Origin of the sequence: Alteromonas sp. 07-89-2, assembly GCF_013113925.1 — a bacterium.
GTDB classification, from domain to species: Bacteria; Pseudomonadota; Gammaproteobacteria; order Enterobacterales; family Alteromonadaceae; genus Alteromonas; species Alteromonas macleodii.
This window is the reverse complement of sequence record NZ_VTYM01000016.1, coordinates 121,360-144,959: the sequence shown is the minus strand read 5'-3', so window position 1 is coordinate 144,959 and position 23,600 is coordinate 121,360. Positions and strand designations below refer to the sequence as shown.

20 protein-coding genes and 1 tRNA gene are annotated in these 23,600 nt (G+C 45.3%); 6 read left to right on the top strand and 15 right to left on the bottom strand.

The window, feature by feature from the left end; translation table 11 throughout:
• The first annotated feature begins 8 nt into the window (after positions 1 to 8).
• On the top strand, positions 9 to 1,727 hold the full coding sequence (gene ggt / locus F0261_RS12225) for a gamma-glutamyltransferase (RefSeq protein WP_171338078.1): 1,719 nt from the start codon (positions 9 to 11) through the stop codon (positions 1,725 to 1,727).
• A gap of 100 nt (positions 1,728 to 1,827) precedes the next feature.
• Here ggt and F0261_RS12220 read toward each other — a convergent pair whose 3' ends face one another.
• Positions 1,828 to 2,298: an NYN domain-containing protein gene (locus F0261_RS12220; RefSeq protein ID WP_171338077.1), complete on the bottom strand. Its 471-nt coding sequence runs from the start codon at positions 2,296 to 2,298 to the stop codon at positions 1,828 to 1,830.
• Between the two features lie 77 nt (positions 2,299 to 2,375).
• Between F0261_RS12220 and F0261_RS12215 the strand changes: the two genes are divergently transcribed.
• Positions 2,376 to 3,095, top strand: a complete 720-nt coding sequence (locus tag F0261_RS12215) for a PepSY domain-containing protein (RefSeq protein WP_253819407.1) — start codon at positions 2,376 to 2,378, stop codon at positions 3,093 to 3,095.
• Between the two features lie 52 nt (positions 3,096 to 3,147).
• Here the strand turns inward: F0261_RS12215 and F0261_RS12210 are convergent, their stop codons facing one another.
• The 5 genes from F0261_RS12210 to F0261_RS12190 form a co-directional block, all read right to left on the bottom strand.
• Complete coding sequence (locus F0261_RS12210) at positions 3,148 to 3,564, bottom strand: VOC family protein (RefSeq protein ID WP_049588357.1); 417 nt, start codon at positions 3,562 to 3,564, stop codon at positions 3,148 to 3,150.
• Between the two features lie 11 nt (positions 3,565 to 3,575).
• A complete protein-coding gene (locus F0261_RS12205; RefSeq protein ID WP_171338076.1) occupies positions 3,576 to 4,982 on the bottom strand; it encodes an aldehyde dehydrogenase family protein in 1,407 nt (468 codons plus the stop codon).
• Positions 4,983 to 5,298: 316 nt separating this feature from the next.
• Positions 5,299 to 6,597 (bottom strand): adenylosuccinate synthase, encoded by a 1,299-nt coding sequence (locus F0261_RS12200; RefSeq protein ID WP_014948109.1) that lies wholly within the window; start codon positions 6,595 to 6,597, stop codon positions 5,299 to 5,301.
• A 503-nt stretch (positions 6,598 to 7,100) separates the two neighbouring features.
• Positions 7,101 to 7,283 carry a DUF2065 domain-containing protein gene (locus F0261_RS12195; protein WP_039219340.1) on the bottom strand — a complete coding sequence of 61 codons (183 nt, stop codon included), beginning with the start codon at positions 7,281 to 7,283 and terminating at the stop codon, positions 7,101 to 7,103.
• A 56-nt stretch (positions 7,284 to 7,339) separates the two neighbouring features.
• Positions 7,340 to 8,518, bottom strand: coding sequence for an aminotransferase class V-fold PLP-dependent enzyme (locus tag F0261_RS12190; protein ID WP_171338075.1), 1,179 nt, complete (start codon positions 8,516 to 8,518; stop codon positions 7,340 to 7,342).
• 264 nt (positions 8,519 to 8,782) lie between these two features.
• Between F0261_RS12190 and F0261_RS12185 the strand changes: the two genes are divergently transcribed.
• On the top strand, positions 8,783 to 9,208 hold the full coding sequence (locus F0261_RS12185; RefSeq protein ID WP_039219334.1) for a hypothetical protein: 426 nt from the start codon (positions 8,783 to 8,785) through the stop codon (positions 9,206 to 9,208).
• A 144-nt stretch (positions 9,209 to 9,352) separates the two neighbouring features.
• On the opposite strand, the gene trxA is transcribed toward F0261_RS12185, so the two are convergent.
• Positions 9,353 to 10,222, bottom strand: a complete 870-nt coding sequence (trxA, locus tag F0261_RS12180) for a thioredoxin (protein ID WP_171338074.1) — start codon at positions 10,220 to 10,222, stop codon at positions 9,353 to 9,355.
• Between the two features lie 288 nt (positions 10,223 to 10,510).
• Between trxA and F0261_RS12175 the strand changes: the two genes are divergently transcribed.
• Together F0261_RS12175 and F0261_RS12170 are read left to right on the top strand one after the other, a co-directional pair.
• Positions 10,511 to 10,843: a DUF962 domain-containing protein gene (locus F0261_RS12175; protein ID WP_171338073.1), complete on the top strand. Its 333-nt coding sequence runs from the start codon at positions 10,511 to 10,513 to the stop codon at positions 10,841 to 10,843.
• A 283-nt stretch (positions 10,844 to 11,126) separates the two neighbouring features.
• A complete protein-coding gene (locus tag F0261_RS12170) occupies positions 11,127 to 13,235 on the top strand; it encodes a S9 family peptidase (protein ID WP_171338072.1) in 2,109 nt (702 codons plus the stop codon).
• Positions 13,236 to 13,435: 200 nt separating this feature from the next.
• Here the strand turns inward: F0261_RS12170 and F0261_RS12165 are convergent, their stop codons facing one another.
• The 6 genes from F0261_RS12165 to purE all read right to left on the bottom strand — a co-directional run bounded on the left by F0261_RS12165 (position 13,436) and on the right by purE (position 17,847).
• Positions 13,436 to 14,617 (bottom strand): PQQ-dependent sugar dehydrogenase, encoded by a 1,182-nt coding sequence (locus tag F0261_RS12165; protein WP_171338071.1) that lies wholly within the window; start codon positions 14,615 to 14,617, stop codon positions 13,436 to 13,438.
• Between the two features lie 194 nt (positions 14,618 to 14,811).
• Positions 14,812 to 15,285, bottom strand: a complete 474-nt coding sequence (locus tag F0261_RS12160; RefSeq protein WP_014948101.1) for a Dps family protein — start codon at positions 15,283 to 15,285, stop codon at positions 14,812 to 14,814.
• Positions 15,286 to 15,471: 186 nt separating this feature from the next.
• Positions 15,472 to 16,017, bottom strand: a complete 546-nt coding sequence (locus F0261_RS12155) for a copper chaperone PCu(A)C (protein ID WP_171338070.1) — start codon at positions 16,015 to 16,017, stop codon at positions 15,472 to 15,474.
• 66 nt (positions 16,018 to 16,083) lie between these two features.
• Positions 16,084 to 16,159, bottom strand: a tRNA-Thr gene (locus tag F0261_RS12150).
• Positions 16,160 to 16,219: 60 nt separating this feature from the next.
• Positions 16,220 to 17,356, bottom strand: a complete 1,137-nt coding sequence (locus F0261_RS12145) for a 5-(carboxyamino)imidazole ribonucleotide synthase (RefSeq protein WP_171338069.1) — start codon at positions 17,354 to 17,356, stop codon at positions 16,220 to 16,222.
• Positions 17,353 to 17,847 carry a 5-(carboxyamino)imidazole ribonucleotide mutase gene (purE, locus tag F0261_RS12140; RefSeq protein WP_014948098.1) on the bottom strand — a complete coding sequence of 165 codons (495 nt, stop codon included), beginning with the start codon at positions 17,845 to 17,847 and terminating at the stop codon, positions 17,353 to 17,355. The genes F0261_RS12145 and purE overlap by 4 nt, the downstream gene beginning before the upstream one ends.
• 278 nt (positions 17,848 to 18,125) lie before the next feature.
• On the opposite strand from purE, the gene nhaA reads away from it, so the two are divergent.
• Positions 18,126 to 19,400: a Na+/H+ antiporter NhaA gene (gene nhaA / locus F0261_RS12135; protein ID WP_014948097.1), complete on the top strand. Its 1,275-nt coding sequence runs from the start codon at positions 18,126 to 18,128 to the stop codon at positions 19,398 to 19,400.
• On the opposite strand, the gene F0261_RS12130 is transcribed toward nhaA, so the two are convergent.
• Positions 19,362 to 22,178: an ATP-binding protein gene (locus F0261_RS12130; protein ID WP_014978176.1), complete on the bottom strand. Its 2,817-nt coding sequence runs from the start codon at positions 22,176 to 22,178 to the stop codon at positions 19,362 to 19,364. The genes nhaA and F0261_RS12130 overlap by 39 nt on opposite strands.
• A 22-nt stretch (positions 22,179 to 22,200) precedes the next feature.
• Positions 22,201 to 23,499, bottom strand: coding sequence for an amidohydrolase (locus F0261_RS12125; RefSeq protein ID WP_014978175.1), 1,299 nt, complete (start codon positions 23,497 to 23,499; stop codon positions 22,201 to 22,203).
• Positions 23,500 to 23,600 lie beyond the last annotated feature (101 nt).

Sequence of the window (23,600 nt, the reverse complement as noted above, 5' to 3'; positions counted from 1 at the left end):
AGTTTGTAATGAAAAAGCGGATAGCTAACGTCGGGTTTATCTCGGTAATAGTGGCATTTATTTCAGTAGTGGCAGCGTGTTCCCATGCGCCAAATCCCCCTGTTGATAGTGCTAGCAACAATACAGTAGGGCTTAGCCAACAGGCCGTTGCCATGCCTGACAGCTACAGTGCCGATGCTGCAATGCAGGTACTCCAAGAAGGTGGTAACGCAATTGATGCTGCTATTACGGCACAGTTTGTCTTGGCTGTTACTCTACCTGAGGCGGGCAACGTAGGCGGTGGCGGCTTTATGACAATAAAGTTTGAAGATAGCACCGACTTTTTAGATTACCGTGAAATGGCACCTGAAAATGCGCATCGCGATATGTATCTTGACGAGCAAGGTGACGTAAAACCGTACGAGTCTTTGTTTGGGGCTAAAGCGTCTGGCATTCCTGGTACCGTTGCTGGTATGTGGGCCGCGCACAAAAAATACGGCACATTGGATTGGGAGCGTCTACTCGCACCAGCCGTTGATTTGGCCGAGCAAGGTTTTGTGGTTCACGAGAAGCTGGCCAATAACATTGATCACTATATTGAACGTACCAAAGAAGCAGCTATCAATAACAATTTTAGCGAGTATTTTGCACACGCTAAAGCAGGCACTACCTTCAAACAGCCAGAGCTAGCGAAAACGCTTAAAGCTATTCAGCAACAGGGAAAGGATGGCTTTTATAAAGGCGATGTAGCAAAGCATATTGTTGATTTTATGCAGCAAAACGGCGGCCTTATTACCTATGAAGATTTACTGGCTTACAAAGCAGTGTGGCGCAAACCTCTTCACCTAAACTGGCAAGGTTATGAGCTGGTGACCGCACCTCCTCCAAGTTCTGGTGGTGTTGCCGTTGCCCAGTGGATTGGCATGCTAGAAGCCTATGACGCAACGCACGATTTGCCAGCGCAAAACAGCACTGAATACATTCACGTTATGTCAGAAATTGGTAAGCGCGTGTTTGCCGATCGCGCTGAATACATGGGCGATCCTGATTTTGTTAGTGTTCCGGTAAAAGCGCTCACTGACGCTAACTATATCACTCAACGCGCAGCAGATATTCAGCCTACCAGCATTTCTGATACCCCAAGCGTTAAGCCTGGTTTAAAAGAAAGCGAAGATACAACACACTTCTCTATTATGGACAGATGGGGTAACGCGGTTGCCAATACAACGACCATCAACCTCACTTTTGGTAGCGGTGTTGTTGTGACTGGCGCTGGCTTTTTGTTGAATGATGAAATGGACGATTTTAGTGCCAAGCCTGGCGTGCCTAACTTCTTTGGCGCAGTGGGTGGTGAGGCGAATGCTATTGAACCTTACAAGCGCATGCTGTCTTCTATGACGCCAACGCTGGTCACTAAAGACGACCAAGTGGTTCTGGTAACAGGCTCTCCTGGCGGCACTACCATTATTTCGTCAGTCACTCAGTCGCTATTGAATGCCCTGCTTTACGATATGAGCGCTGAAGAAGCCGTGAACTCACCACGTTTTCATCACCAGCTATTGCCCAAAGACACCATTCGTATGCACGACGGGTTTACAGAGGCAACGGTAAATGAGCTTAAAGCAATGGGCTATACCATAGATAACCGTCGCTTTGGTGATGTACATTTAATTAAGCGCACTAAAGAGGGTGTAGAAGCCGCATCTGAAAAAAGCGGACGAGGTAAGAGCCTAGTACAACCATATTAGTACAGCCTTATCAGCACAGGGCTGTTAGCTGAGCCACATTAGTGGAGCTTTGGGGGCTCAGCGTTATTAGTTCAGCCTTGAACAAAGTACAAGCTGAAAACTACAACAACAGCGTGGTGTCGATAGGCACGTACTTAGACGCCGCTTTTTGAATACTTTCAGCCGTTAATGCAGGAACACCGTACACAGTTACGGTTTTCCCTTTTGCTTTAAGGGCGTTTACAAGAATATCGAAATCGCCGTCGCCCGACACCAAAATGATCTCATCGACATCGTCGGCGTGTTCAAGTGCATCTACTGTTATACCTACATCCCAGTCACCTTTCGCCGAGCCGTCAGCACGTTGAATGAAAGGCTTTAACTTTACTTCAAATCCAATAGCACGAAGAATGTTTTGAAATTCACGCTGCTTGCTGTCACCCCTGTCTATGGCGTATGCGAAACCATGGGCTATATCCAAGTTGTAGGTAAGTTCACGCCAAAACTGGTTGTAATTAAAGTTGCGTTTGTACGCCTGACGGCAGGTGTAATACACATTTTGTACGTCTACCAGCACTAATGCTTTATTCAAAACCACCCTCTTCTTCGGTTTACTCGGTTATTGTTTTCTGATGTTATAGCCTTTTGATAATAAAACCAAAAAACCTGATGATGAAATTTATGCGCAAGGCGCACAACTATTTGGGCTTAATTCTATTTATTCAAATAGGCCTATGGTTTTTAAGCGGCTTGGTTATGGCCTGGTTACCCATAGATGAAGTAAGAGGGAACCATTTAAGGAACAGGGTAACCACATCATGGCACAGCGCTTCCGTTACTCCTTCTGATATTTTGCGTAACCACAGCAGCACTGCGGTGCTATCACTCACCCATCGCATAAATGAAGTAGGCCTCGCAGAACCGGGCTCGCTCAATGCTATTCCTGTTTATCATGTCGTGGATGACAACATTGCCTATCGCTACAGCGCATTAACAGGTGAAGCTTTGCAAACCATGCAAGAAAGCGCTATTCGTAAAGCAGCAAAAGGGCAATACGCAGGTACTGGCGATATTGGTGAGACCCAGCTATTAAGCGTGTTACCTCAAGAAGTGCAAAACCTGTCTGCGCCATTATGGCAGGTAAACTTCGATGACGACCTTAATTCGCGGTTTTATATCGACCCAAACACAGGCAGTGTTCTGCGCGTACGTACCGACACATGGCGGCTGTTTGATTTTATGTGGATGCTGCACATAATGGATTATAAGGACAGAAGTAACTTTAACACGCCGTGGTTAATTGCTTTTTCGGGCAGCGCCTTTTTGTTCACCCTTACAGGTGTTGCGCTTTTATATAAGCGCTTCAAACCAAAAAAGAAGAAGCGCTAGCCTAGTATCAGTCAGCTCTTTGATGTACGGCAAAGAGCAACTGCCCCCATTATTATGAAGCGAAAAGCTGAGAAATATCGGCGAACGCTTTGAACTCTAAGGCGTTGCCGAAAGGGTCTTTGAAAAACATAGTGGCTTGTTCGCCCGGCTTTCCTTTAAAACGAATATAAGGTGCGATAACAAACTCGGTATCGGCAGCCTCTAATTTACTTGCCAGTGCTTGCCAATCGTCCATGGTTAGCACAACGCCAAAGTGCGGCACCGGCACAGCATGATCGTCTACCCCGTTATAGGCAGGCGGCGACGGCATAGCCTCTACACAATGGGTCACTAATTGATGGCCGAAGAAGTTCCAATCTATCCACTGGGTATCACTGCGGCCCTTTTCACAACCCAACAACTCACCGTAGAACGCTTCTGCGTCGGTTAAATTAGTGACCGGAATGGCAAGATGAAAAGGTTGAACCATGGAAACTCCTGTTATAAAAACTTCTTAAGCAACGACAGCTTAAACTTAGAAAACGGCGCATAACGGAAGAACACGTCGAGGGCGAATGAACGTTTCATTACCGTTTTAATATGGCTGAATGTATCAAAACCTGCTTGGCCATGATAGCTACCCATGCCGCTATTTCCTACGCCACCAAACGGCAACTCAGGGTTAGTCATAAACAGCATAGTGTCGTTAGTACACACACTGCCTGAACTGGTTTTGCTGATAATATTATCAAGCACATCGTCCTTATCACTAAATGCATAAAGTGCGAGTGGCTTAGGCCTGCTGTTCACAAACTTAATGCCCGCCTCCATGTTGTCGACAGTGATAATAGGTAGAATAGGGCCGAAGATCTCTTCTTTCATTAGCGGGCTATCTAGCGGTGGCTCCAGTACAAGGGTAGGCGCCATTGCTGGACGAGATTCATCTAGCTCGCCTCCATACACCACATTGACGTTTTCAAGATAACTTTCAAGACGCTTTAAGTGACGATGATTAACGATATTGCCGTAATCTCGTGACGATAAAGGTGCTTTGCCGTATTGCTTTTTCAGCTCTTTTTTAACCGCATCAATAAGCTTTTGCTCAAAGCCCTTTTCAACAATGACATAGTCAGGCGCAATACAAGTTTGGCCCGCATTCATCCATTTACCCCACACTAAACGGCGCGCGGTTACAGCAAGGTTTGTGTTTTTATCAACAAAGCAAGGACTCTTACCGCCAAGTTCAAGGGTTACTGGCGTTAAATGTTTGGCCGCGGCGCTCATGACAATATTGCCCACCACTTCACCACCGGTGTAAAAAATATGATCCCATTTGCAAGCAAGTAGCGCCGTCGCTTCATCTTTACCGCCTTCTATTACGGCAACGCATGAATTATCCATATATTGAGGGATAAGCTTAGCCACCAGCGACGAGGTTTCTTCAGCCAATTCAGAGGGTTTCAATACCGCACAATTGCCCGCTGCAATAGCGGCGATATAAGGGGCAAGCAATAACTGAAGCGGATAATTCCACGCTCCGATAATAAGCACAGTGCCAAGCGGCTCAGGCTTGCGAAAGCTTCTCCCTGGCCATGCCACCATGGGCGTTGATACTTTGCGTGGCTTTGCCCATTTATCCAAGTGCTTAAGCGTATGCTTGATATCAGAAAGCAGAAACCCTTGTTCCGCCACCATGGCTTCGGTCTTACATTTGCCCAAGTCATTTTTAAGGGCCTGTAAAATGTCGTGCTGGTTGTCTTTCAGTAAAGTTTCTAATGCCTTTAACTGGCTTTTACGCCACTCCAGGGACTGGGTTTTCCCTGTATCGAAACTGTCGTTAAGCTTGTGAACAACGTCAACGAAACACACGCCAGTTTCCACCGCGTGAAGAGAAGGTCTATTTGGCATAAGAAGGCTCCGATAGCATAACACCCACTGCAACAATTCTATGGCTCATCTTAAGATTGTTGCCGGGCCAAGCAGCGTAATAATTAACTGATACTACCTTATATTAATAGGGATGTTCGAAGACAACGCAACTAAATTGTTAATTAATGTTTAACGAGCTCGTATTTTAGGTGCAAGTGGCTGACGTTACACTTAAGAAGTATAAACAGTTAAGGTTGAAGCAATAACAAGATTATATAAAAGTAAAAGGTCGAAAAATTACAAACAAAAAAGCCCAGTGAACACTGGGCTTTTAAACATATTTAATGTGAAACTATTACGCGTCGTATGGGCTGCGTAAAACGATAGTTTCGTTTCTGTCAGGGCCTGTTGAAACGATATCAACCGGCACACCTGTTAGCTCTTCAAGGCGCTTAATGTAGTTTTTCGCAGCTTGTGGAAGCGCTTCAAATTCAGTTACACCAAAGGTGTTGTCTGTCCAACCTGGCATTTCTTCATATACTGGCGTTACTTTCTCGTAACCGTCAGCCGCCATAGGAGGAACGTCTTTCACGTTACCGTCTGCATCTTTATAGCCTACACAAATTTGAAGGCTTTCAAGGCCGTCTAGTACGTCAAGCTTAGTTAAGCAGAAACCTGTAATAGAGTTGATTTGTACTGCGCGTTTCATCGCAACTGCATCGAACCAACCTGTACGGCGCTTACGGCCTGTGGTTGCGCCAAACTCGTGACCTTTAACACCTAAGTGTTGGCCTACTTCACATTCTAGTTCAGTAGGGAAAGGACCTGAGCCTACACGGGTGGTGTACGCTTTAACAATACCCAGTACGTAATCTAGCTTAAGTGGGCCAAAGCCAGCACCCGTTGCTACACCACCAACGGTAGTGTTTGACGACGTAACATAAGGATAAGTACCGTGATCGATGTCTAGAAGTGTACCTTGTGCACCTTCAAACATAATAGGCAAGCCAGCATTGTGTGCTTTGTCTAGTTCGTCAGTTACATCAACAACCATTGCTTTAAGAATGTCAGCAACTTCCATTGCACCTTTTAAGGTTTCATCAAAGTCTACTGCTTCTTCGCCATAGTACTGAGTAAGCGTGAAGTTATGCACGTCTAACACTTCTTTCAGCTTTGCTGCGAAGTCTTCAGCATTAAATAAATCGCCAACGCGTAATCCACGACGGGCTACTTTATCTTCGTACGCTGGACCGATACCACGACCGGTTGTACCAATTGCTTTTGCGCCGCGGGCTTTTTCGCGCGCTACGTCTAGTGCAATGTGATAAGGAAGAATAAGCGGACAAGCTTCACTAATCTTTAATCGCTCGCGCACTGGAACACCACGCTCTTCAAGCATAGTCATTTCCTTCATTAGTGCGTCTGGGCTAAGCACAACACCGTTACCAATAATACAGGTAACATTATCGCGTAGGATGCCTGATGGGATTAAGTGAAGTACGGTTTTTTCACCGTCGATTACTAGAGTGTGACCTGCATTGTGTCCGCCTTGGTAACGAACAACATATTTTGCGCGATCAGTGAGTAGGTCTACGACCTTGCCTTTACCCTCGTCACCCCATTGAGTGCCGAGTACCACAACGTTCTTTGCCATGAATCATATGTGTAAGAAAATTAGGCGGGGATTCTACAAAATTCTAGGGCAAGGATCATCTTTTTTTCGAACAAAAATACGACTATTTTATTTTTATTTTTGAAATCACAAAGATGCCCCACTGCCGCTCGAGCCTTTTTGAAATAAGGCTTGGCTTCTTATTTTCCAGCACAAACATTCTAAGACGCTAATTTTTAAAGCTTTCTAAACATTACCTGGTATGAAAGCTGAACAGACGGTCTACCGCAGTCTGCACTACGCCCATTTATATAACGTTTTGCTATTATTCGTGGGCATTCGGTACTTAAGAGCTAATGAGGTATTCAAAGGGCTGAAAATATACCTCTGAATGTTGAATACAGGTTTAAGAGCACACTTTTCAGTCAACGGTAAAGTCGCGCTCCTTTTCGTACTATGTATTACGGTAAAGCGCGTGGCAGTGTTTGATGAGGTCCGTTTTCACACCGCTTTACGCCACTTAATGTCTAGTTCTGGGCGCTAACTCAACTGAAATAAAACAGCAGTAGTGCGCCTATTATCACAAGGGTTCCGCCAATTTGACGCAGTTGATTGCTGGGCTGTTGGCTTATCTGAAGTAAATAATTGCGCCATTTATTAGGAAAAAGAAGCGGCCCTATTCCTTCTATAATAAGTACAAACGCTAAAGCGGGTAGTAGCCACTCCATAAAACTATCCTTAAATAAGTGTGACGTTAATATTTACGTATGTTTAAAGCAACGACTTACGCTTTCTGATTCAGTGCGGTTAAATCAATGTACTCAGGGGTGTGGTACAGACCAAAACCAAACCGTAAACGGTTTCCTCTAAAATCGGTAAGGATATGGTGCTCTTTAAGCGCTGAAGCAAGGGCTTTTGTTTCATCGGCACTATCTAATTCAAAGGTAAGGAAGTGCCCTCGGTTTGCTTCATCACTTACTGCTAGATGTTTTTCGTTTAGCAAGGGATGGTTGCAGGTAGCAAGTTTCTCTAGAAATGTGCGCTGCATGCCCATTATATATTCGTTAACTGTGGTTACATCAATGCCATTGTCGTCGAACATGCGAAGCACGGCTCTTAATCTGTAGAGCGCGGTAAAATCCATGGTCGCACCAGCAAAGCGCATTCCATCTAGACTATATTGAACGCCCTCTTTGCCGCCAACCTTGCGAGGCTTATCTAGCTCGCCAAACTCTGCAAACCAGCCTGTGTAAGCAGGTCTTAGCTCACAGCCCACGGGTACGTGCGCAAAACATGCCCCCTCTCCTGCCTGAGCATATTTGTAACTACCGGCAAGATAAAAGGCTCGGTGGGCAATGTTCGCTATATCGGTAGGTTTTGCCATAAACCCGTGATAGCCATCAACCACAATAAGGGTATTGTCGTTAGTTACGCTATTTACGATATCTGTGACATCGTTCACCACGTATCCGGAATTAAAAAACACCTGACTAAAGAAAACCAGCTTGGGATCGTGTTCGGCAATGGCGGCCTTAAAGCGCGACGCAAACGTATCGTAGGGTTTAGTAGGTACGGTAATAAGTTCTATCGCACCCTGCTCTTGCATCCTACTCGCTTGGCGCTGAAAACTGTGAAACTCGCTGTCTGTCGACACTACTTTATAAGGCGCAGCACTATCGATGCAGCTCATTACGCGATAAAGCAGCTCATGGGTATTGGGCGCAAAAACGATTTGCTGTGGTGCTCCAGTGTTCAGTATGTTGCTAATGCGCTGCTGTAGCTCTGGCACCAAAGTTTGGAAGAAATATCCCCATTTTTCGTCAACATACTTAGCGCTGTCATCCCAGTAGTTGAGCATTGCATCACGCGTGCAGTCGGGCCAAAAGTAGTGGCTGTGACACGCATAATGCTGTTTACCTTTGTTCGCATTAAGAAAACCCGTATAAAAATGCTGATATGCCATGCTCTATTGCCCAATATAAAAACTGCGTAAACCCTAACAGACTTCTTTATTTTTCGCATGATTCTGCGCCTGCAACAAAACATTTATTTACAAATTAAGTGTAAATTGTTTTGCCCAAATCGACGTGCTTAGTGATATTTCTTATATAAACACAATCACAGCAAATTTTAAGAACTCTGCTATACCCTAAAGAGGCAAGATGTTTTTGTTAGCTGAGTTAGCAAGCTCCGTCTGTTCCACGCAGACAAACATTAAAGGTATTTTATGCGTTTTCCTAAATACGGAAATTATTCATTGGATGTCTCAGGTAACGTACTTGAGGTGTTTGCAACCGGGGCGTGGAACCTGAAAACGACAGAGTTTTTTATAGAAGAAATGCATGAACTTATCGCTAAGTTCGACAATAAGCCTTGGGCTGCCCTAATGGACGGTCGCCGCTGGGTGTTATCTACTCCAGATTGCCAAACTCGGTTAGCCGAGGCAATTAAGGTGAACATTTCGCGAGGATTAACTCGCTCTGCTTATGTGCTGGAGACTGGCATGGTAAGGCGAGCCCAGTTAGAAAGAACGCACCCCTCTAAGCAACGGGAGTTTGAAACTAGCAACTACGAACGAGAATATTTTCAAAAGTACTTTCAAGCTCTAAACTGGCTGCACAAAGAAGGTTTTTCCCCTATTGTTCAGCCTTAGTAAATGGGTTTATCAATGCGCTGGTGAAAAATAAAAGCGCATAGTTACAATTTTTTGTTCACCAGCACAAAGTCGCACGCCCCATTTATTGAAGTCAAAATGACCGTTTTCACGCTTTAACTACTTTTAAAGCGCTTTTAAAGCTTAATACAATAAACTGTATACTTTACGGCGGTATTCCGACTTAAGTGGGTCGCCGTCGGCTAATGCATTCATCATATCCATCATTAGCTTTCTAGCATCGCCAAACCCAAGTTCTTTCTTTAACACACTATAAAGAAGTTCTAGTGCATCTTGTGCTTTGTTCGCTTGCTGCAACTGTACCGCTAAATCAACTTTAAGCTGCAAGTCGTCTGGGTTCGCCTCTACCGCTGCTTGAAGCTGACGAATTTCAGGGGTGTCTGCCGCTTGCTCTGCCAGTTCAATTTTCCCTGCCAAACTTTTATAGCGAGAGTCTTGATCCACCAGCTTAATCTCTTCAAGCAAAGCTTTAGCTGTATCAATAGAACCGGTTTCAACGTAGCAATCAATAAGCATATATTTAGCGTTTACGTTATCTGGGTTAAGCGCTAGGGCTTCTTTAGCTGCGGGCAGTGCCTCTGCATAATCACCTTGCTGAATCGCTTTGCCAGCCGTGGCAAGTAAATCGTCTTCAGGATTAGGTAAATATTTAGCGAGCATTTCGCGAATTTGCTGCTCAGGCTGTACGCCAGCAAAGCCGTCAACAGGCTGACCATTTTGCACCACCATCACCGTTGGCAGACTTCTAATACCAAACTGTGCAGCCACTTCTTGCTGGGCTTCGCAATCAACTTTGGCCAAAATCAGATGCTGACTATATTCACCCGCCAGCTTTTCCAAAATAGGCATAAGATCTTTACAGGGCTCGCACCAATCTGCCCAAAAATCGATTAGCACCAGCTTATCTTGCGACGCTTCAATGATGATTTGTTGAAAGTTTTCTACCGTAATATCTACGATGGTTGCTTGGCTATTCGCAACGAGATGTTCCATAACGCAGGCCTTTAATTTCTTGTATTGAGAGGAATATGGGGCAGACGGCCTGAAATTACAAGGTTAAGGTAGGCTATCTTTGTTCACCGCGCCTTGCACTAGGAAGCGCCTCTTAATTCGCCACTTTGTTGGATCCGCGCCAGTGAGCACGCATGTTTGGAAAAACTCATTCTCTTTTTGTCGTATTCACGACAATCTATTTCAGAATAGAATGTTAACGTAGTGTAAACTACTGCTACTAAGTCACTCTACTTCTATAAAATACATGCTTATGGCCGAGAGGGTTTTATGTCTACACAAACAAGCGCTGACACGCATTTTTCTTCATTCAAAGAGTTTTACCCGTTTTATTTAAATGAACATAGAGATAGTACATGCCGCATGCTTCATTTTATAGGCTCGTGGCTGGTTCTCGGCGTTATAGCACTTGCAGTATTTATGGCTAGCTGGTCGCTACTGTGGTTTATTCCGCTAGTAGGTTACGGTTTCGCTTGGGTAGGTCATTTCTTCTTTGAGAAAAATCGCCCTGCAACATTTAAGCACCCGCTTTACAGCCTAATGGGCGACTGGGTCATGTTTAAAGATATTCTTGTAGGCAAAATTAGCCTTAAAGGCGAATAAAGCTCAAATGACGTAAAGGACGGCCAGCCCTCTATCGATAATGACAACCGCCATTGCTAGCGCCCTGCGTTGTTAAACGTTCCGCTTAATGTTGGATATGTACTTTTAACGGACAATCCAGCCTCTTCACCGCACACGCTTTACATAAAAGAAACGAAAGCGATATGGTTAGAGACAACGTTCGCAGGTTGCTACATTTGCGTAAGGATTTACGCTAAGCACACGACAGCGAACATTCTACCTATCGCGCTCAGCGCAAAAAACAATAACAAAAGGAACAACTATGTTTGCGTCTCGTTTCGCCTTTCGACCAGTACGAAAAGGCTTATGTGTTACCTCGACTGCATTATCACTATTGGTTTTAGGTATAAGTCAGGCCAATGCATTGCAGGGATCTGCCTCTGATTCGACTAGCTTAAATGCGCTGACATACGATGACACCTTTAACTTAGAATTTGTGGCCAACCCACAGTTTCTTAACAAGGATACGGTAATTTATTCTCGTCAGAGCATGGATGTCATGACTGACGGAAGACAAAGCCGACTTTGGCAAGTAAATATTAAATCCGGTGAGCATCGCCCGTTTATTGGTGTAGATGAAAACTTGTCACAGGCTACCTTATCGCCCAACGGTAAAATGGTGGCATATACAAAATCGGTCAACGGCCGCGCACAAATCCATCTCTATTACTTAGATACCATGCAGTCTGTGCGCTTGACCAACACCAGCGAAGCACCTCGTCAGTTAACCTGGTCTCATGACAGCAAAACCTTAGCATTCACCCAGTTTACCGAAGAAAAGCAAAAGCCATTGTTTACCGGCATGCCGAGCAAGCCTAAAGGAGCAAAGTGGGCTGACCAAGGCACCTATATTGATGCGATACAGTATAGAAGTGACGGAAGAGGCTACTTGCGTGAAGGCTTTGACCAGATATTTGTTCTGCCTGTTGAAGGCGGTACGCCGCGTCAGTTAACAACAGGAAAATTCCCTAGCGGCGGCACCCTTTCTTTCTCTAAAGAGAATGACTGGATTTATTTTGCCACACCACAACGAGAAGACTACGCGCTGCACCCTTTGTTTAGCGACATCTATAAAGTGAATGTGAATACAGCGGCAGTTGAACAAGTTACCGATATTGAAGGGCCTGAAGGTAGACCAACCTTGAGTCCCAACGGACAATACTTGGCGTTTACTCAGCTCAACGACAGAAAGCTTTCTTATCAGAATGGCGACCTAGTTGTACTTGAGCTTGAAAGTGGTGACATCACTCGATTAACCACGTCACTAGATAGAAGCCTAGGCAAATTTGAATGGCGCAAAGACAGCCGAGGATTAATCTTTTCTTACCTTGATCATGGCGAAACTAAACTTGCTGCGGTGAACCTGAAAGGCGATGTGAAACCGATCGACGTTAGCATAGGTGGACAAGCGTTTGGACGCCCTTACACGTCGGGCGACTTCGCCGTTAGTGATAAAGGCGACATTGTTTACACCACGGCAAGCCGCACTGTGCCTGGCGACCTAGCGCTTTATAGAAAAGGTAAAGACGATACGCAACTCACCGATTTAAACAGCGATGCACTTGGTCATAAAACGCTGGCAGAAGTACAAGACCTTTCCGTAGTATCAAGTGTTGACGAGCTACCTATCGACGCATGGATTGCATTGCCTCCTGGATTTGATAGCAGCAAAAAATACCCGCTTATATTAGAAATTCACGGCGGCCCGCATGCTGCCTACGGCCCTCACTTTGCTATGGAAATTCAGCTAATGGCCGCGCAAGGTTATGTCGTGGTATGGGCTAACCCAAGGGGCAGCAGCTCTTACGGTGAAGACTTTGGTAATTTGATCCACCATAACTACCCATCAGAAGATTATAACGACCTAATGGACGTGGTAGATGCGGTTGTTAAGCAAGGCTATGTAGATTCAGAGAACTTGTTTATTACTGGTGGCTCAGGCGGCGGAACCCTTACCGCATGGTCCATCGGTAAGACTGATCGCTTTAGCGCAGCTGTTGTAGCTAAGCCGGTCATTAACTGGGTAAGCTTTTCGTTGACTGCCGACGCATACCCGTACTTCAGCAACTACTGGATGGCAGATATGCCATGGAATATTGCCGATAAGTTATGGCAGCGCAGTCCGCTAAGTCTGGTGGGCAACGTGGTAACACCAACCATGTTGCTAACCGGTGAAGCCGATCACCGTACGCCAATTAGCGAAACAGAGCAGTATTATCAAGCCTTGAAGTTACAAGGCGTAGATGCTGCAATGGTGCGAATTCCAGGGGCTTCACACGGCATTGCAAGCCGTCCTTCTCGCTTAATACAGAAAGTAGGAAATATTGTGGCGTGGTTTGAACGTTACAAAAAGGGTAACGACAGCGAATAAGTCAATACGAGACCCGATGTCTTTATAAATAAAAAGGGCGCTTACTTCATTTTACAATAACAATGAAGTGGCGCCTTTTCTCATTCTACGTCTTATACCAGAATTTGAAAGGGAACAGCCATTCCTGCATTCCCACGCTTCGCTATGAAGCTTGCCAGCGCCTTCTGAGTGAGCACTTATCTATGCGGACTGGTATTATGCTATTTGGTTAGCTTTAATACTTTGCCGTTCGGTGCATCGGTCAGTAAGTAAATGGCACCTTCTGGGCCAACTTCAACGTCGCGAATACGGGCGTGATTGTCACGAACATATTCAAACTGCTCTTCGGGCTTTCCACCTTCTACCTTGATACGGCGAAGGTGGGTAAATTTCAACGAACCCACTAATATATCGCCGTTCCACTCTTTGAACATGTCGCCTTGGTAGAAGGTTAGGCCGCTTGGTGCAATAGACGGGTCCCAGTACAACCAAGGCTGCTTCATACCATCCATATGGGTTTTGTCGCTGATAATGTTGCCACTATAGTCAACGCCATAGGTAATCACAGGCCAACCGTAGTTTGCACCGCGCTCAAGGATATTGATTTCATCACCACCTTTCGGGCCATGCTCCATCGCCCATACCGCACCAGTTTCAGGATGAATAGTAACGCCTTGCACGTTGCGGTGACCATAGCTGAATATTTCAGGGGCTTTGCCGTCTGTGAAAGGGTTATCTTCTACTGCGCTGCCGTCACGCTTTATGCGTACAATTTTACCGAAGTGGTTATCGGTATTTTGTGCTTCTTTCATATACTTATAACGGTCGCCCATTGTGACGTACAAATGCTTTTTAGCATCGAACGCTAGACGACAGCCAAAGTGAAAGCCGTTATCGACGATTGAGTCGGCACTAAAGATAACATCAACATTTTCAAGGCCTGAATTAGTAAGCGTGGCTTTTGCAACACTACTGCTGCTGCCCGGCTTGCCCTCAACCTCACTCGCTTTGCTGTAACAGAAGTAGATAGTGTTATTGCTGGCAAAATCCGGGTCGATAGCGATGTCCAACATACCACCTTGGTTTTGCGCAACTACCTTAGGCACATTACCTAGACGTCCTGATAACTTACCGTCTTTTGATAAACGCTGAATGCCACCTTCACGTTCCGTAACTAGCAGATCGCCATTTGGCAAAAATGCCATTCCCCAAGGATGAACAAGCCCTTCAGCAAGCGTGGTTACGGTAATATCGCTGTCGGTGATTTCATGCGCTTCGCCATGTTTGTGGTCTCCGTGAGCTAAAGCGGATTGGCTGATCGTAAGCGCCAATACACAAGCAAGTGACTGCGCCAGCGCGCTCACAGGTTTGGATGGTACAGCTAAAATAGTTGATGGTTTCATCGCTAGGAGCCTCATTTTAAAAAGCCGTGTAAGCGTTGACACAGGCTTCTTCTATTATTTTTAGTGGAAGGCAGTATACAAAAAAGGGCACAGCGCTGCTGTACCCTTTGTGATAATTTCACTTGCTTATGCGATAAAGGTGCCTAGTCGATTGAGCCTAAGTTAAACCACCGTCACCGCACTTATATAGCGATTCACTTTGGTAATGTTGCGCGAAGCATCCACGCAGTTTTTTCGTGAACGCGCATACGATCGCCAATTAACGCTGCAGATGACTCATCGTCTGCGTCTTGCGCTAGCTTTAACGATTCACGGCAAGTTTTCACAACTTGCTCATGACCGTGAGTTAACAATCTCACCATTTCCGTCGCTTCAGGCACACCTTCCACTTCTTCAATTGAACTAAGCTCAGCGAACGACTTATATGTGCCCGGTGCAGCAACACCTAGAGTACGAATACGCTCTGCAATTTCGTCTACCGCTTCGGCAAGCTCTGTGTAATGCTCTTCAAACATTAGGTGCAATTCACGGAACTGCGGCCCTTCTACGTTCCAGTGAAAATTATGCGTTTGAAGGTACAAAGTGTAAGAGTCGGCCAATAGCTTTTTAAGGCCTTCTGCTACTGCGTTACGATCGCTCTCAGAAATACCAATATCAATCTTGCTCATGTCACACTCCTTAACGTTAAAACCCTTTTTAGATTTACCTTCAGCCCATTCATCGGCGCTGAAAAATCTTGGTTTAAATAATATAAGTTAATAGTACTACAGAAATTTTGATTTAGATTAACGGTTTAGTTGATTGCATTCATCGCATTAATCGATGACTTTATACATTCTGCCTCAGCCACTCTATTAATGGTGGTGATGGTGGCTTTCGCCCGCTTCTTTTTTAACAGGTAGCAAAACCGGTAGTTCACTCCCATCGCTAAATGTGAGGGTTAGTGCTACTTCGCTGCCCTCTTCTAATCCTTTGGTCAGCCCCATCAACATGATATGACGGCCGCCTGATTCAAAAGAGACCATTTCGCCCGCTTTTATTATAACGCCGTCAGTTAGCTCACGCATTTTCATCACGTCTTCCTCCATCACCGTTGTGTGGATTTGCGCTTCACTTGCTACATCGTTTGATACTGAAACAGACGTCAGTGTTTTATCGCTGTCACTATGATTATGCAAAGTAAAGTACACTGCGCCGGTTTTTGCCAAAGCAAATGTTGCTCTGGCATAACCATCCATAACCATTACATCTGATTGCTTACTGGCGTGCTTGTGCTGCTCTTTCGGCAAGTGATGATTTTCATGGTCATTGCCATGCGCGTAAATAGTCGCAGATATGCTTAAAGAAAATAAGCCAGTTACGATAACTAATGGTTTAAATGATTTGGAAAAAAGTGACATACAGTCTGCTCCGAATGAATACTCGTAAGCAAGTGTACGTAAGATTGGCATAGGAAAAAAGAAAAATGGTGCCGACTGCCGGAATCGAACTGGCGACCTACTGATTACAAGTCAGTTGCTCTACCAACTGAGCTAAGTCGGCACACTTTAAAAACCGCTGCCTAGACAGCGGATGCGTATTCTAGCGATAAACGCGTGGGTGTCAACCTTTTAATCGCGTTGCTTCACCAACTAATTTTGGGAAGTACTCAAGTGGTAAATATTTACTCAAAGCCATGAGCTTTTCACCTAAGTTTTCATAAGAATTAGTGGTGACGTTAATGTGTCCCATCTTACGCTTTTCACGCACAGATTTTCCGTACCAGTGAAGATGGCTACCATCAATGCTTAGCAAATCTCTTGAGAAGCTACTGCAACCAATGATGTTGACCATAGCACTTGGGCCAATAGCGGAGGTGTCGCCAAGGGGCAGTCCACATACTGCGCGTAAGTGATTTTCAAACTGACTGGTTACCGCGCCTGATTGACTCCAGTGACCAGAGTTGTGCACGCGGGGAGCCAGTTCATTAACAAGCAGCTTGTCGCCTACTTGGAACAGCTCAACAGCCAGCACTCCTACGTAGTTCATGCCTTCAGCCAGTTTCACGAAGATATCGTGAGCCTGATCTTGAAGTGCGTCGTCAACATTAGTCGCTGGTGCAACCGATACGTGAAGCTGACCTTGGTGATGCAAATTTTCAGCAAGTGGATAGGTGCGTACGTCGCCATTAGCATTGCGTACTCCGATTAATGACAACTCTCTGTCGAAAGCCACCATTTTTTCGACCACTAAAGGCACGGTCTGCAAATCCAATCCCTGAAGGGCATTTTTTAGTTCAGGTAAATCAGACTCATCACTTAGACGCCATTGACCATATCCGTCATAGCCATCACGGCTAGCCTTAAGAATAAGTTTGCTACCCAACTGCTTTACGCAATCGTCTAACTGGGCAAGGTCGGTAACTATTTGGTGCTCACAATTTGCCACCTGCATGCTTTCAAGCAGCTTTTTCTCACGTACGCGATCGGCGCCAACAAGAATGCTGTCAATATTTGGCATCAACTTGTTTGTTTTCGCCGCGTCTTCAAGAAGCCTTTCAGGTACATGCTCAAATTCTACGGTAAGAGCATCTGCACCTTCTAGTGCTTGAGCAAGTGAGATTTCAAGAGGGGTTTTGCTAACTGGATGTACAACGGTATCGTTGTTTACGTCCACAGCTTGAACGTCAATACCTAACGGGCTTCCCGCCAGGTACATCATTTGAGCAAGTTGGCCTGCGCCGTAAACGACTACTCTCATTCATCTAGCTCCAACGTATTGCTTGAAGCAAGTACCGTATCAGTTTGCGATTTTCTAAAAGCGATAACGGCATTGCGTACGCTTTCGTCTTGCAGCGCAACAACTTGTGCCGCGAGAAGACCCGCATTTGCTGCACCAGCCTCACCTATTGCCAGTGTACCTACCGCAACACCTTTCGGCATTTGAACGATAGAAAGCAGTGAGTCTAATCCATTGAGCGCCTTTGATTTAACCGGGCAGCCAAACACAGGTAAATGCGTGTGTGCAGCAATCATACCCGGTAAGTGAGCTGCGCCGCCTGCGCCAGCAATGATTGCGCTAAAACCTTCATCTGCAGCGCTTTCTGCAAACTCTACTAGCAAGTTGGGTGTACGGTGCGCCGACACCACCTTCGCTTCAAATTCAACACCAAACGACTTCAGCATTTTTGCGGCCTGCTGCATAGTAGGCCAGTCTGAAGTTGAACCCATTACAATCGCGACTTTTGCCATCTAGAGATCCTCGGGGTAGGTAAAGTGGACAACCTTGGAAAGGCCGCGATTGTAGCGTAAAACCGTTCAAAATCCCACCGTAAATGGCGTCAATTATAGCGCCACTCGCTTAAGGGTTGTTGAGGCTACTCTCTTATAAGGGTGATCTATCTCTTCGCTGTCAGTCGTATTAACTATAATTAATTTATGTAGAAAAGTTGCCTGACTACACGGATTAACGAACGCTTTTATTTCCACATTTTGCGACGTTGACCATGAACGGGCGTTAGAGGTTATTGATGACAGATAAACACGAACCCGACGTACTTGATGAGGTGATAGAAGAAGTACAAGACGTGGTCTCTGACTTCTTAAATCGCGAAGCCGCTCCCGGCATATTGTTAATGGGTGCAACGATTCTTGCGCTCATTATTGCTAATTCTCCCCTAGATACGCTTTACGATCATTTAATCAGTATGCCGGTACAAATATCAGCCGGTACGTGGGCTATCGATAAGCCATTATTGCTGTGGATTAACGACGGGTTAATGGCGGTGTTCTTTTTTCACGTGGGTCTGGAACTGAAGCGGGAAATCTGCGAAGGTGAATTGGCCAATCCTAAAGATATTATTTTACCCGCAGCGGGTGCTGTTGGTGGTATGGCACTACCCGCCTTGATATATGTAGGCATCAACTGGGACAACCCCGTAGCCATTGCAGGGTGGGCAATTCCCGCCGCTACTGACATCGCGTTTGCGTTAGGTATTTTGGCGCTACTAGGTAGTCGAGTACCTACGAGCCTTAAAGTTTTCTTAGTTACCCTAGCTATTATTGACGATATCGGTGCTATCGTAATCATTGCCCTGTTTTACACCGAGCACATTACCGCGGGTGCGCTGTATATTGCTGCAGGTTGTTTATTGCTGTTGTGGCAAATGAATAAACGCAATGTGGTAGATATTCCGCCTTATGTTTTTGTGGGAATCATTCTGTGGGTAGCCATGTTGAAGTCAGGCGTTCACGCCACACTGGCAGGTGTCGTACTTGCTGGCTTTATTCCTATGCGGGATGAGAAAGACGAATCTTATTCTCCGGTAACGCGACTAGAGCACGGTTTGAATGGCTCGGTGAGTTTCGCGATCCTACCTTTATTCGCCTTCGCTAACGCCGGCATAAGTTTTGGTAACATCAGTCCGGAGGGTATTTTCCATCCTGTTACCTTTGGGATCTTTCTTGGCTTGGTTGTGGGTAAACAAATTGGCGTATTCGGTTTTTGCTACTTAATGGTGAAGTTAAAGCTGGCTAAGTTACCAGAGGATCTTAACTTCAAGCATATCTATGGCTGTGCGCTACTTTGCGGTGTTGGCTTTACAATGAGCTTATTCATTGGGGGACTGGCCTTTGCACAGACAGGCATCAATCAAATTTTTGACGAGCGTGTGGGCATTTTAACCGGCTCTCTTGTCTCGGCGTGCTTAGGATATATTGTACTGCGATTCGTTAGCGAAGCGCCGAGCGATAACACTGATGTAGCCTCAAACGCGAGCAAGTTCACGGGCAATACAGTCAAATAGAACCTGCTTGCGAATAGGCTTACTTAAATGCGCATTCATGCCTGCTTCTAAGCAGGCATTTTTGTCTTCGATAAACGCATTGGCGGTTAAGGCGATGATTCTGACCGTGTCCTTATTCCTGCCTTCACTTCGAATAAGTTTCGATGCTGTATGACCATCCATGATCGGCATTTGGCAATCCATTAAAATTACGTCGAAATCGTGCCTCTTCTCGGCCTTAACAGCATCTTGCCCGTTTTTCGTTCTAATACATTTGATGTTGGACGATTTGAGCATGTCCATGACGATTTCAGCATTAATGTCGTTGTCTTCAGCCAATAAAACCCGTAATCCATCAGGTAATGACGGAATCACCTCATTTTCTGCATGCTCTTTTTCTTCACTTACTGTGGCAGGAATGTGGAAGGTGAAGCTTGTTCCTTTACCCAGTTCACTTTCAACATAAAGCTCTCCACCAAGAAGCTCAACCAAACCTTTAGAAATGGCCAAACCTAAGCCTGTGCCACCAAAATTTCGAGTAGTGGACGGATCTGCTTGCTCAAACTTATCAAAAATAAGGCGTAGTTTGTTGGGAGCAATGCCTATTCCTGTATCGGTAACCGAAATTTTAAGTCCTTGGTGGGCATAGCTGACGTTAACCGTCACGACACCATCGCTGGTGAACTTAATCGCGTTACTAAGTAAGTTATTGATGATTTGGCTCACCTTTCCTGCATCAATATTCAGTGCGTTAGGTACGCCCTGATTAATATACAAAGCAATATCGTACCCTTTTACTTGCGCAGCGTGACGGTAGAGGTCACAAGAAGCTTCAAGTAACTCGCGAATGGCACAGCTTTGAATATCGGTAAGCATTTTACCCGATTCAATCTTCGACCAATCTAAGATACTGTCCAGAATGATAAGTAAATTGCTAGCAGAGCGTGAAATTGTTTTGGCTCTAGCCGAAACATTTTCCGGCAACTCGTTCTCGAGCATCAATTCACATGAGCCAATAATGCCATTCATTGGCGTTCTAATCTCGTGACTCATGTTGGCGAGAAACTGCGTTTTCGCCACATTAGCGGCTTCCGCTTCTTTAAGCGCTAACGCAAGATGCTCGGTTTTCTCTTCTATGCGCTTTTCCAAAGACTGATTCAATTCCCCTAGTTCGACATTCAAGCTTTGCTCTACTTCTCTTGCTACCTTTAGCTCTTCAAATGCATCGAGCAATCGGGCTTCTAAACTCACGAACTCATCGCTTAGCGACGAGAGCTCTTGAATGTGCAGTGCCCTTTGTGGAGCTTTAACACCTTCTTTTTGTGTGGGGTCGAATTCGGAAATATAGCGAACAAGGCGACGAATAGGCGCGCCGACCATTTTTGCAACTACGTACCCGGTGAATGTTCCAAATGCAGATAATGCCAATAGCAGCAGTAAGTCTTTGAGTAAATAATTACTCATTGATGCCATTAACAGTCGTTTGTCGAAGTAATAGCTGACTTTCCAGCTAGCAAAAGGCATATCTTTCGCTAACCTCAACCATGTTTTTCCCTGAGGCCCGTTCTTAACCTCAACAGCACAATCAGGTTCACAAATATAAAAAGGTGCTTTAGTGAGTGGCTTCATCTTCAAGCCTTTAGATGCATAGATAACTTCGCCTTTTTGATCCTCAATGAGCATCAAAAAACCACCCAAGCTTAGGTTATCAATAGCAGAAAAGCTCTTTAACGATAAAGAGCCCTCTACAATACCTTTTGGAGTGCCATCTGCGTCTGTAATGGGGGCTGACAAGGCTACAATTGGATCGTTACCAAAACCTCGGCCTTGAAATGCATTTGAAAGAAATGGTTTACCTGCCTGCATGACTTCAAAGAAATACGGCCTGTAAGCCACGTTTGGCATACCGTTTTGCCTTGCTTTATCCAACAATGTAGGCGGGTAAGCGTGAATAATATCGCCATTGTCACCCGCAATAAGGAAGGTCAGAAATTCAGGGTTATTCGATGCCAACACCCGCAAATTTGTCACCGCTGCGTTATCGAAATCACTGTTTGATACCTCGCTAGATAACACTTGCGCTGCGCTAATAATGGCACTTTGATGTTGCTGAATAAAATTTGAAAGCTGGAACTCCAGCACATTCACACGCTGCGCCATGTAACTGTAAATTTGTCTTTCTTGCTGTTGTTGAAACAGGCTCACCGACAAATAAATTACCGCCATGGAAGCAACGAAAAAACAACCGGAAAAGAAGTATCCAAAAAGAAAGTGTAGCGTAACCCGCTCGGACTTACTTGATGTTTGTCGCTTAAGCCCGTGGACTGCCAAATACAAAAAGTGTCCAGTCACAAGGCCAAATACACCACTTACCCAGGTAACCAGCACGCCCGAAAACAGCATGTTTGCGTTATCACCATCATAAAGAGAATGCTCTAAAACGAGAATGGGCAGAAAGACAATAGACCAAAAACCTGCGCCTACTTTTATCACCTGTTTAAGCGACTTGTTATAGCCAAAAAAGCTAAGCACGACAGGCAGCAGAGTAAGGCTTTCCTTTCCAACAATGCTTCCGTCGTTAAGCCACAAGGGAAGGCTAACAATAAGCGCAATAGGAATGGAAATAAAAGGAGAAAACCGAAGTGAAGCGTAAACTGCCGCACCTATACCAAATGTAGCTATCCCTGTGCTGTCAAAGGGTGGGTTGAGAGCATTAAGACCCGCACCTAACACACATACAAGTAGTGCTTGAAGGGCCAGAGACCATGAAAAAGAAAATGAAATACTGCCTATTTTCAACGCATGTCTCCGGCCATCACATTTAGTGTTGAGCCATGTAATCTAGAGTAAAGTTTGTGAGAAGCTTCACGCCTAGTTTCATGCCTTCATCATCAACATAAAATTCCGGTGTGTGATGAGCTGGGCTATCTTCTTCAGACACGTCCAATGGCTTGCCGCCTACCCAAACATACAAACCTGGAATTTGTTCTTGGAAAAATGAAAAGTCTTCCGCCCCCGTGACCGGTTTAGAAAGCAGCGTATTTTCAATGCCTGCGGTACGCTGCATAGTAGGCAGCATAGCTTTTGTAAGCTCTGGGTCGTTGTACGTAATGGGGTAATAGTAATCTAGCGGTAACGTAAGTTCTGCTTCTGCTCCCATACTCTCAGCTATAGCCTTAACTTTGCGCGGAAGCGATTCGTAAATGTGATCGCGAGCGGCTTCATTGAGTGTACGAATTGTGCCAATCATTTCTACTTCATTTGGAATGATATTTGAACGGTTGCCGCCGTGAATAGAGCCAATAGACACCACCGCTGCATCGTCAATCAATTTCAACTCACGACTAACGATAGTCTGAATTGACATGATCATTTGCGCAGCGGTAACCACTGGATCAACACTCTTCCAAGGATAAGCGCCGTGGGCTTGCTTACCGTGAATAACAATTTTAAATGGGTCTACCGCGGCCATGGTGCCACCCGCGTTATAACGCACTTTACCCACATCAGTATTAGCATTGATATGCAGGCCAAAAATAGCGTCTACATCAGGGTTTTTAAGTACACCTTCAGCGACCATAACTTCCGCACCGCCTTTTTCTCCAGCGGGTGCGCCCTCTTCTGCAGGCTGAAAGATAAACTTCACTTTACCTTTCAGGTCGCCTTTAATTTCGGTAAGAATTTTTGCCGCGCCCATGAGCATTGCCATGTGAGTATCGTGACCACAGGCGTGCATAACCGGCACTTCTTTTCCGTTATATTCACCCACCTGCTTTGAGCGGTAGGACAAATCGTTTTGCTCTTTTACAGGAAGACCGTCCATGTCTGCACGTAATGCAACCACAGGACCTGGCTTGCCCGAGTCTAGAATAGCTACCACACCCGTTTTTGCCACACCGGTTTGCACGTCTAAACCCAGGCTTTCAAGGTAGTCAGCAACATATTCAGCGGTTTTAAACTCGCGATTCGATAATTCGGGAAATTCATGAAAGTGATGGCGCCATTTAATTACATCAGGTTCTACTTTATTGGCTAATTCATCAACATTGATTTGAGTAGCATAAGCAGCAGACACAGAGGTCAGCCCTGCAAACGCAAGTGACAGCAATTTCTGGTACATAACTATTATTTCCTTTGGTGTTGTTTAGACAGAGTAAATCATCTCAAGGGAGAACACACCACTGAACTAACGATTGCTGTTAAAAATCAATAAGCAGACAA

What these genes read in the sequence shown, in the direction of transcription:
- ggt (WP_171338078.1), top strand. Translation starts at nt 9, where the DNA reads ATGAAAAAGCGGATAGCTAACGTCGGGTTTATCTCGGTAATAGTGGCA.
- F0261_RS12215 (WP_253819407.1), top strand. Translation starts at nt 2,376, where the DNA reads ATGATGAAATTTATGCGCAAGGCGCACAACTATTTGGGCTTAATTCTA.
- F0261_RS12210 (WP_049588357.1), bottom strand. Translation starts at nt 3,564, where the DNA reads ATGGTTCAACCTTTTCATCTTGCCATTCCGGTCACTAATTTAACCGAC.
- F0261_RS12205 (WP_171338076.1), bottom strand. Translation starts at nt 4,982, where the DNA reads ATGCCAAATAGACCTTCTCTTCACGCGGTGGAAACTGGCGTGTGTTTC.
- F0261_RS12200 (WP_014948109.1), bottom strand. Translation starts at nt 6,597, where the DNA reads ATGGCAAAGAACGTTGTGGTACTCGGCACTCAATGGGGTGACGAGGGT.
- F0261_RS12195 (WP_039219340.1), bottom strand. Translation starts at nt 7,283, where the DNA reads ATGGAGTGGCTACTACCCGCTTTAGCGTTTGTACTTATTATAGAAGGA.
- F0261_RS12190 (WP_171338075.1), bottom strand. Translation starts at nt 8,518, where the DNA reads ATGGCATATCAGCATTTTTATACGGGTTTTCTTAATGCGAACAAAGGT.
- F0261_RS12185 (WP_039219334.1), top strand. Translation starts at nt 8,783, where the DNA reads ATGCGTTTTCCTAAATACGGAAATTATTCATTGGATGTCTCAGGTAAC.
- trxA (WP_171338074.1), bottom strand. Translation starts at nt 10,222, where the DNA reads ATGGAACATCTCGTTGCGAATAGCCAAGCAACCATCGTAGATATTACG.
- F0261_RS12175 (WP_171338073.1), top strand. Translation starts at nt 10,511, where the DNA reads ATGTCTACACAAACAAGCGCTGACACGCATTTTTCTTCATTCAAAGAG.
- F0261_RS12170 (WP_171338072.1), top strand. Translation starts at nt 11,127, where the DNA reads ATGTTTGCGTCTCGTTTCGCCTTTCGACCAGTACGAAAAGGCTTATGT.
- F0261_RS12165 (WP_171338071.1), bottom strand. Translation starts at nt 14,617, where the DNA reads ATGAAACCATCAACTATTTTAGCTGTACCATCCAAACCTGTGAGCGCG.
- F0261_RS12160 (WP_014948101.1), bottom strand. Translation starts at nt 15,285, where the DNA reads ATGAGCAAGATTGATATTGGTATTTCTGAGAGCGATCGTAACGCAGTA.
- F0261_RS12155 (WP_171338070.1), bottom strand. Translation starts at nt 16,017, where the DNA reads ATGTCACTTTTTTCCAAATCATTTAAACCATTAGTTATCGTAACTGGC.
- F0261_RS12145 (WP_171338069.1), bottom strand. Translation starts at nt 17,356, where the DNA reads ATGAGAGTAGTCGTTTACGGCGCAGGCCAACTTGCTCAAATGATGTAC.
- purE (WP_014948098.1), bottom strand. Translation starts at nt 17,847, where the DNA reads ATGGCAAAAGTCGCGATTGTAATGGGTTCAACTTCAGACTGGCCTACT.
- nhaA (WP_014948097.1), top strand. Translation starts at nt 18,126, where the DNA reads ATGACAGATAAACACGAACCCGACGTACTTGATGAGGTGATAGAAGAA.
- F0261_RS12125 (WP_014978175.1), bottom strand. Translation starts at nt 23,499, where the DNA reads ATGTACCAGAAATTGCTGTCACTTGCGTTTGCAGGGCTGACCTCTGTG.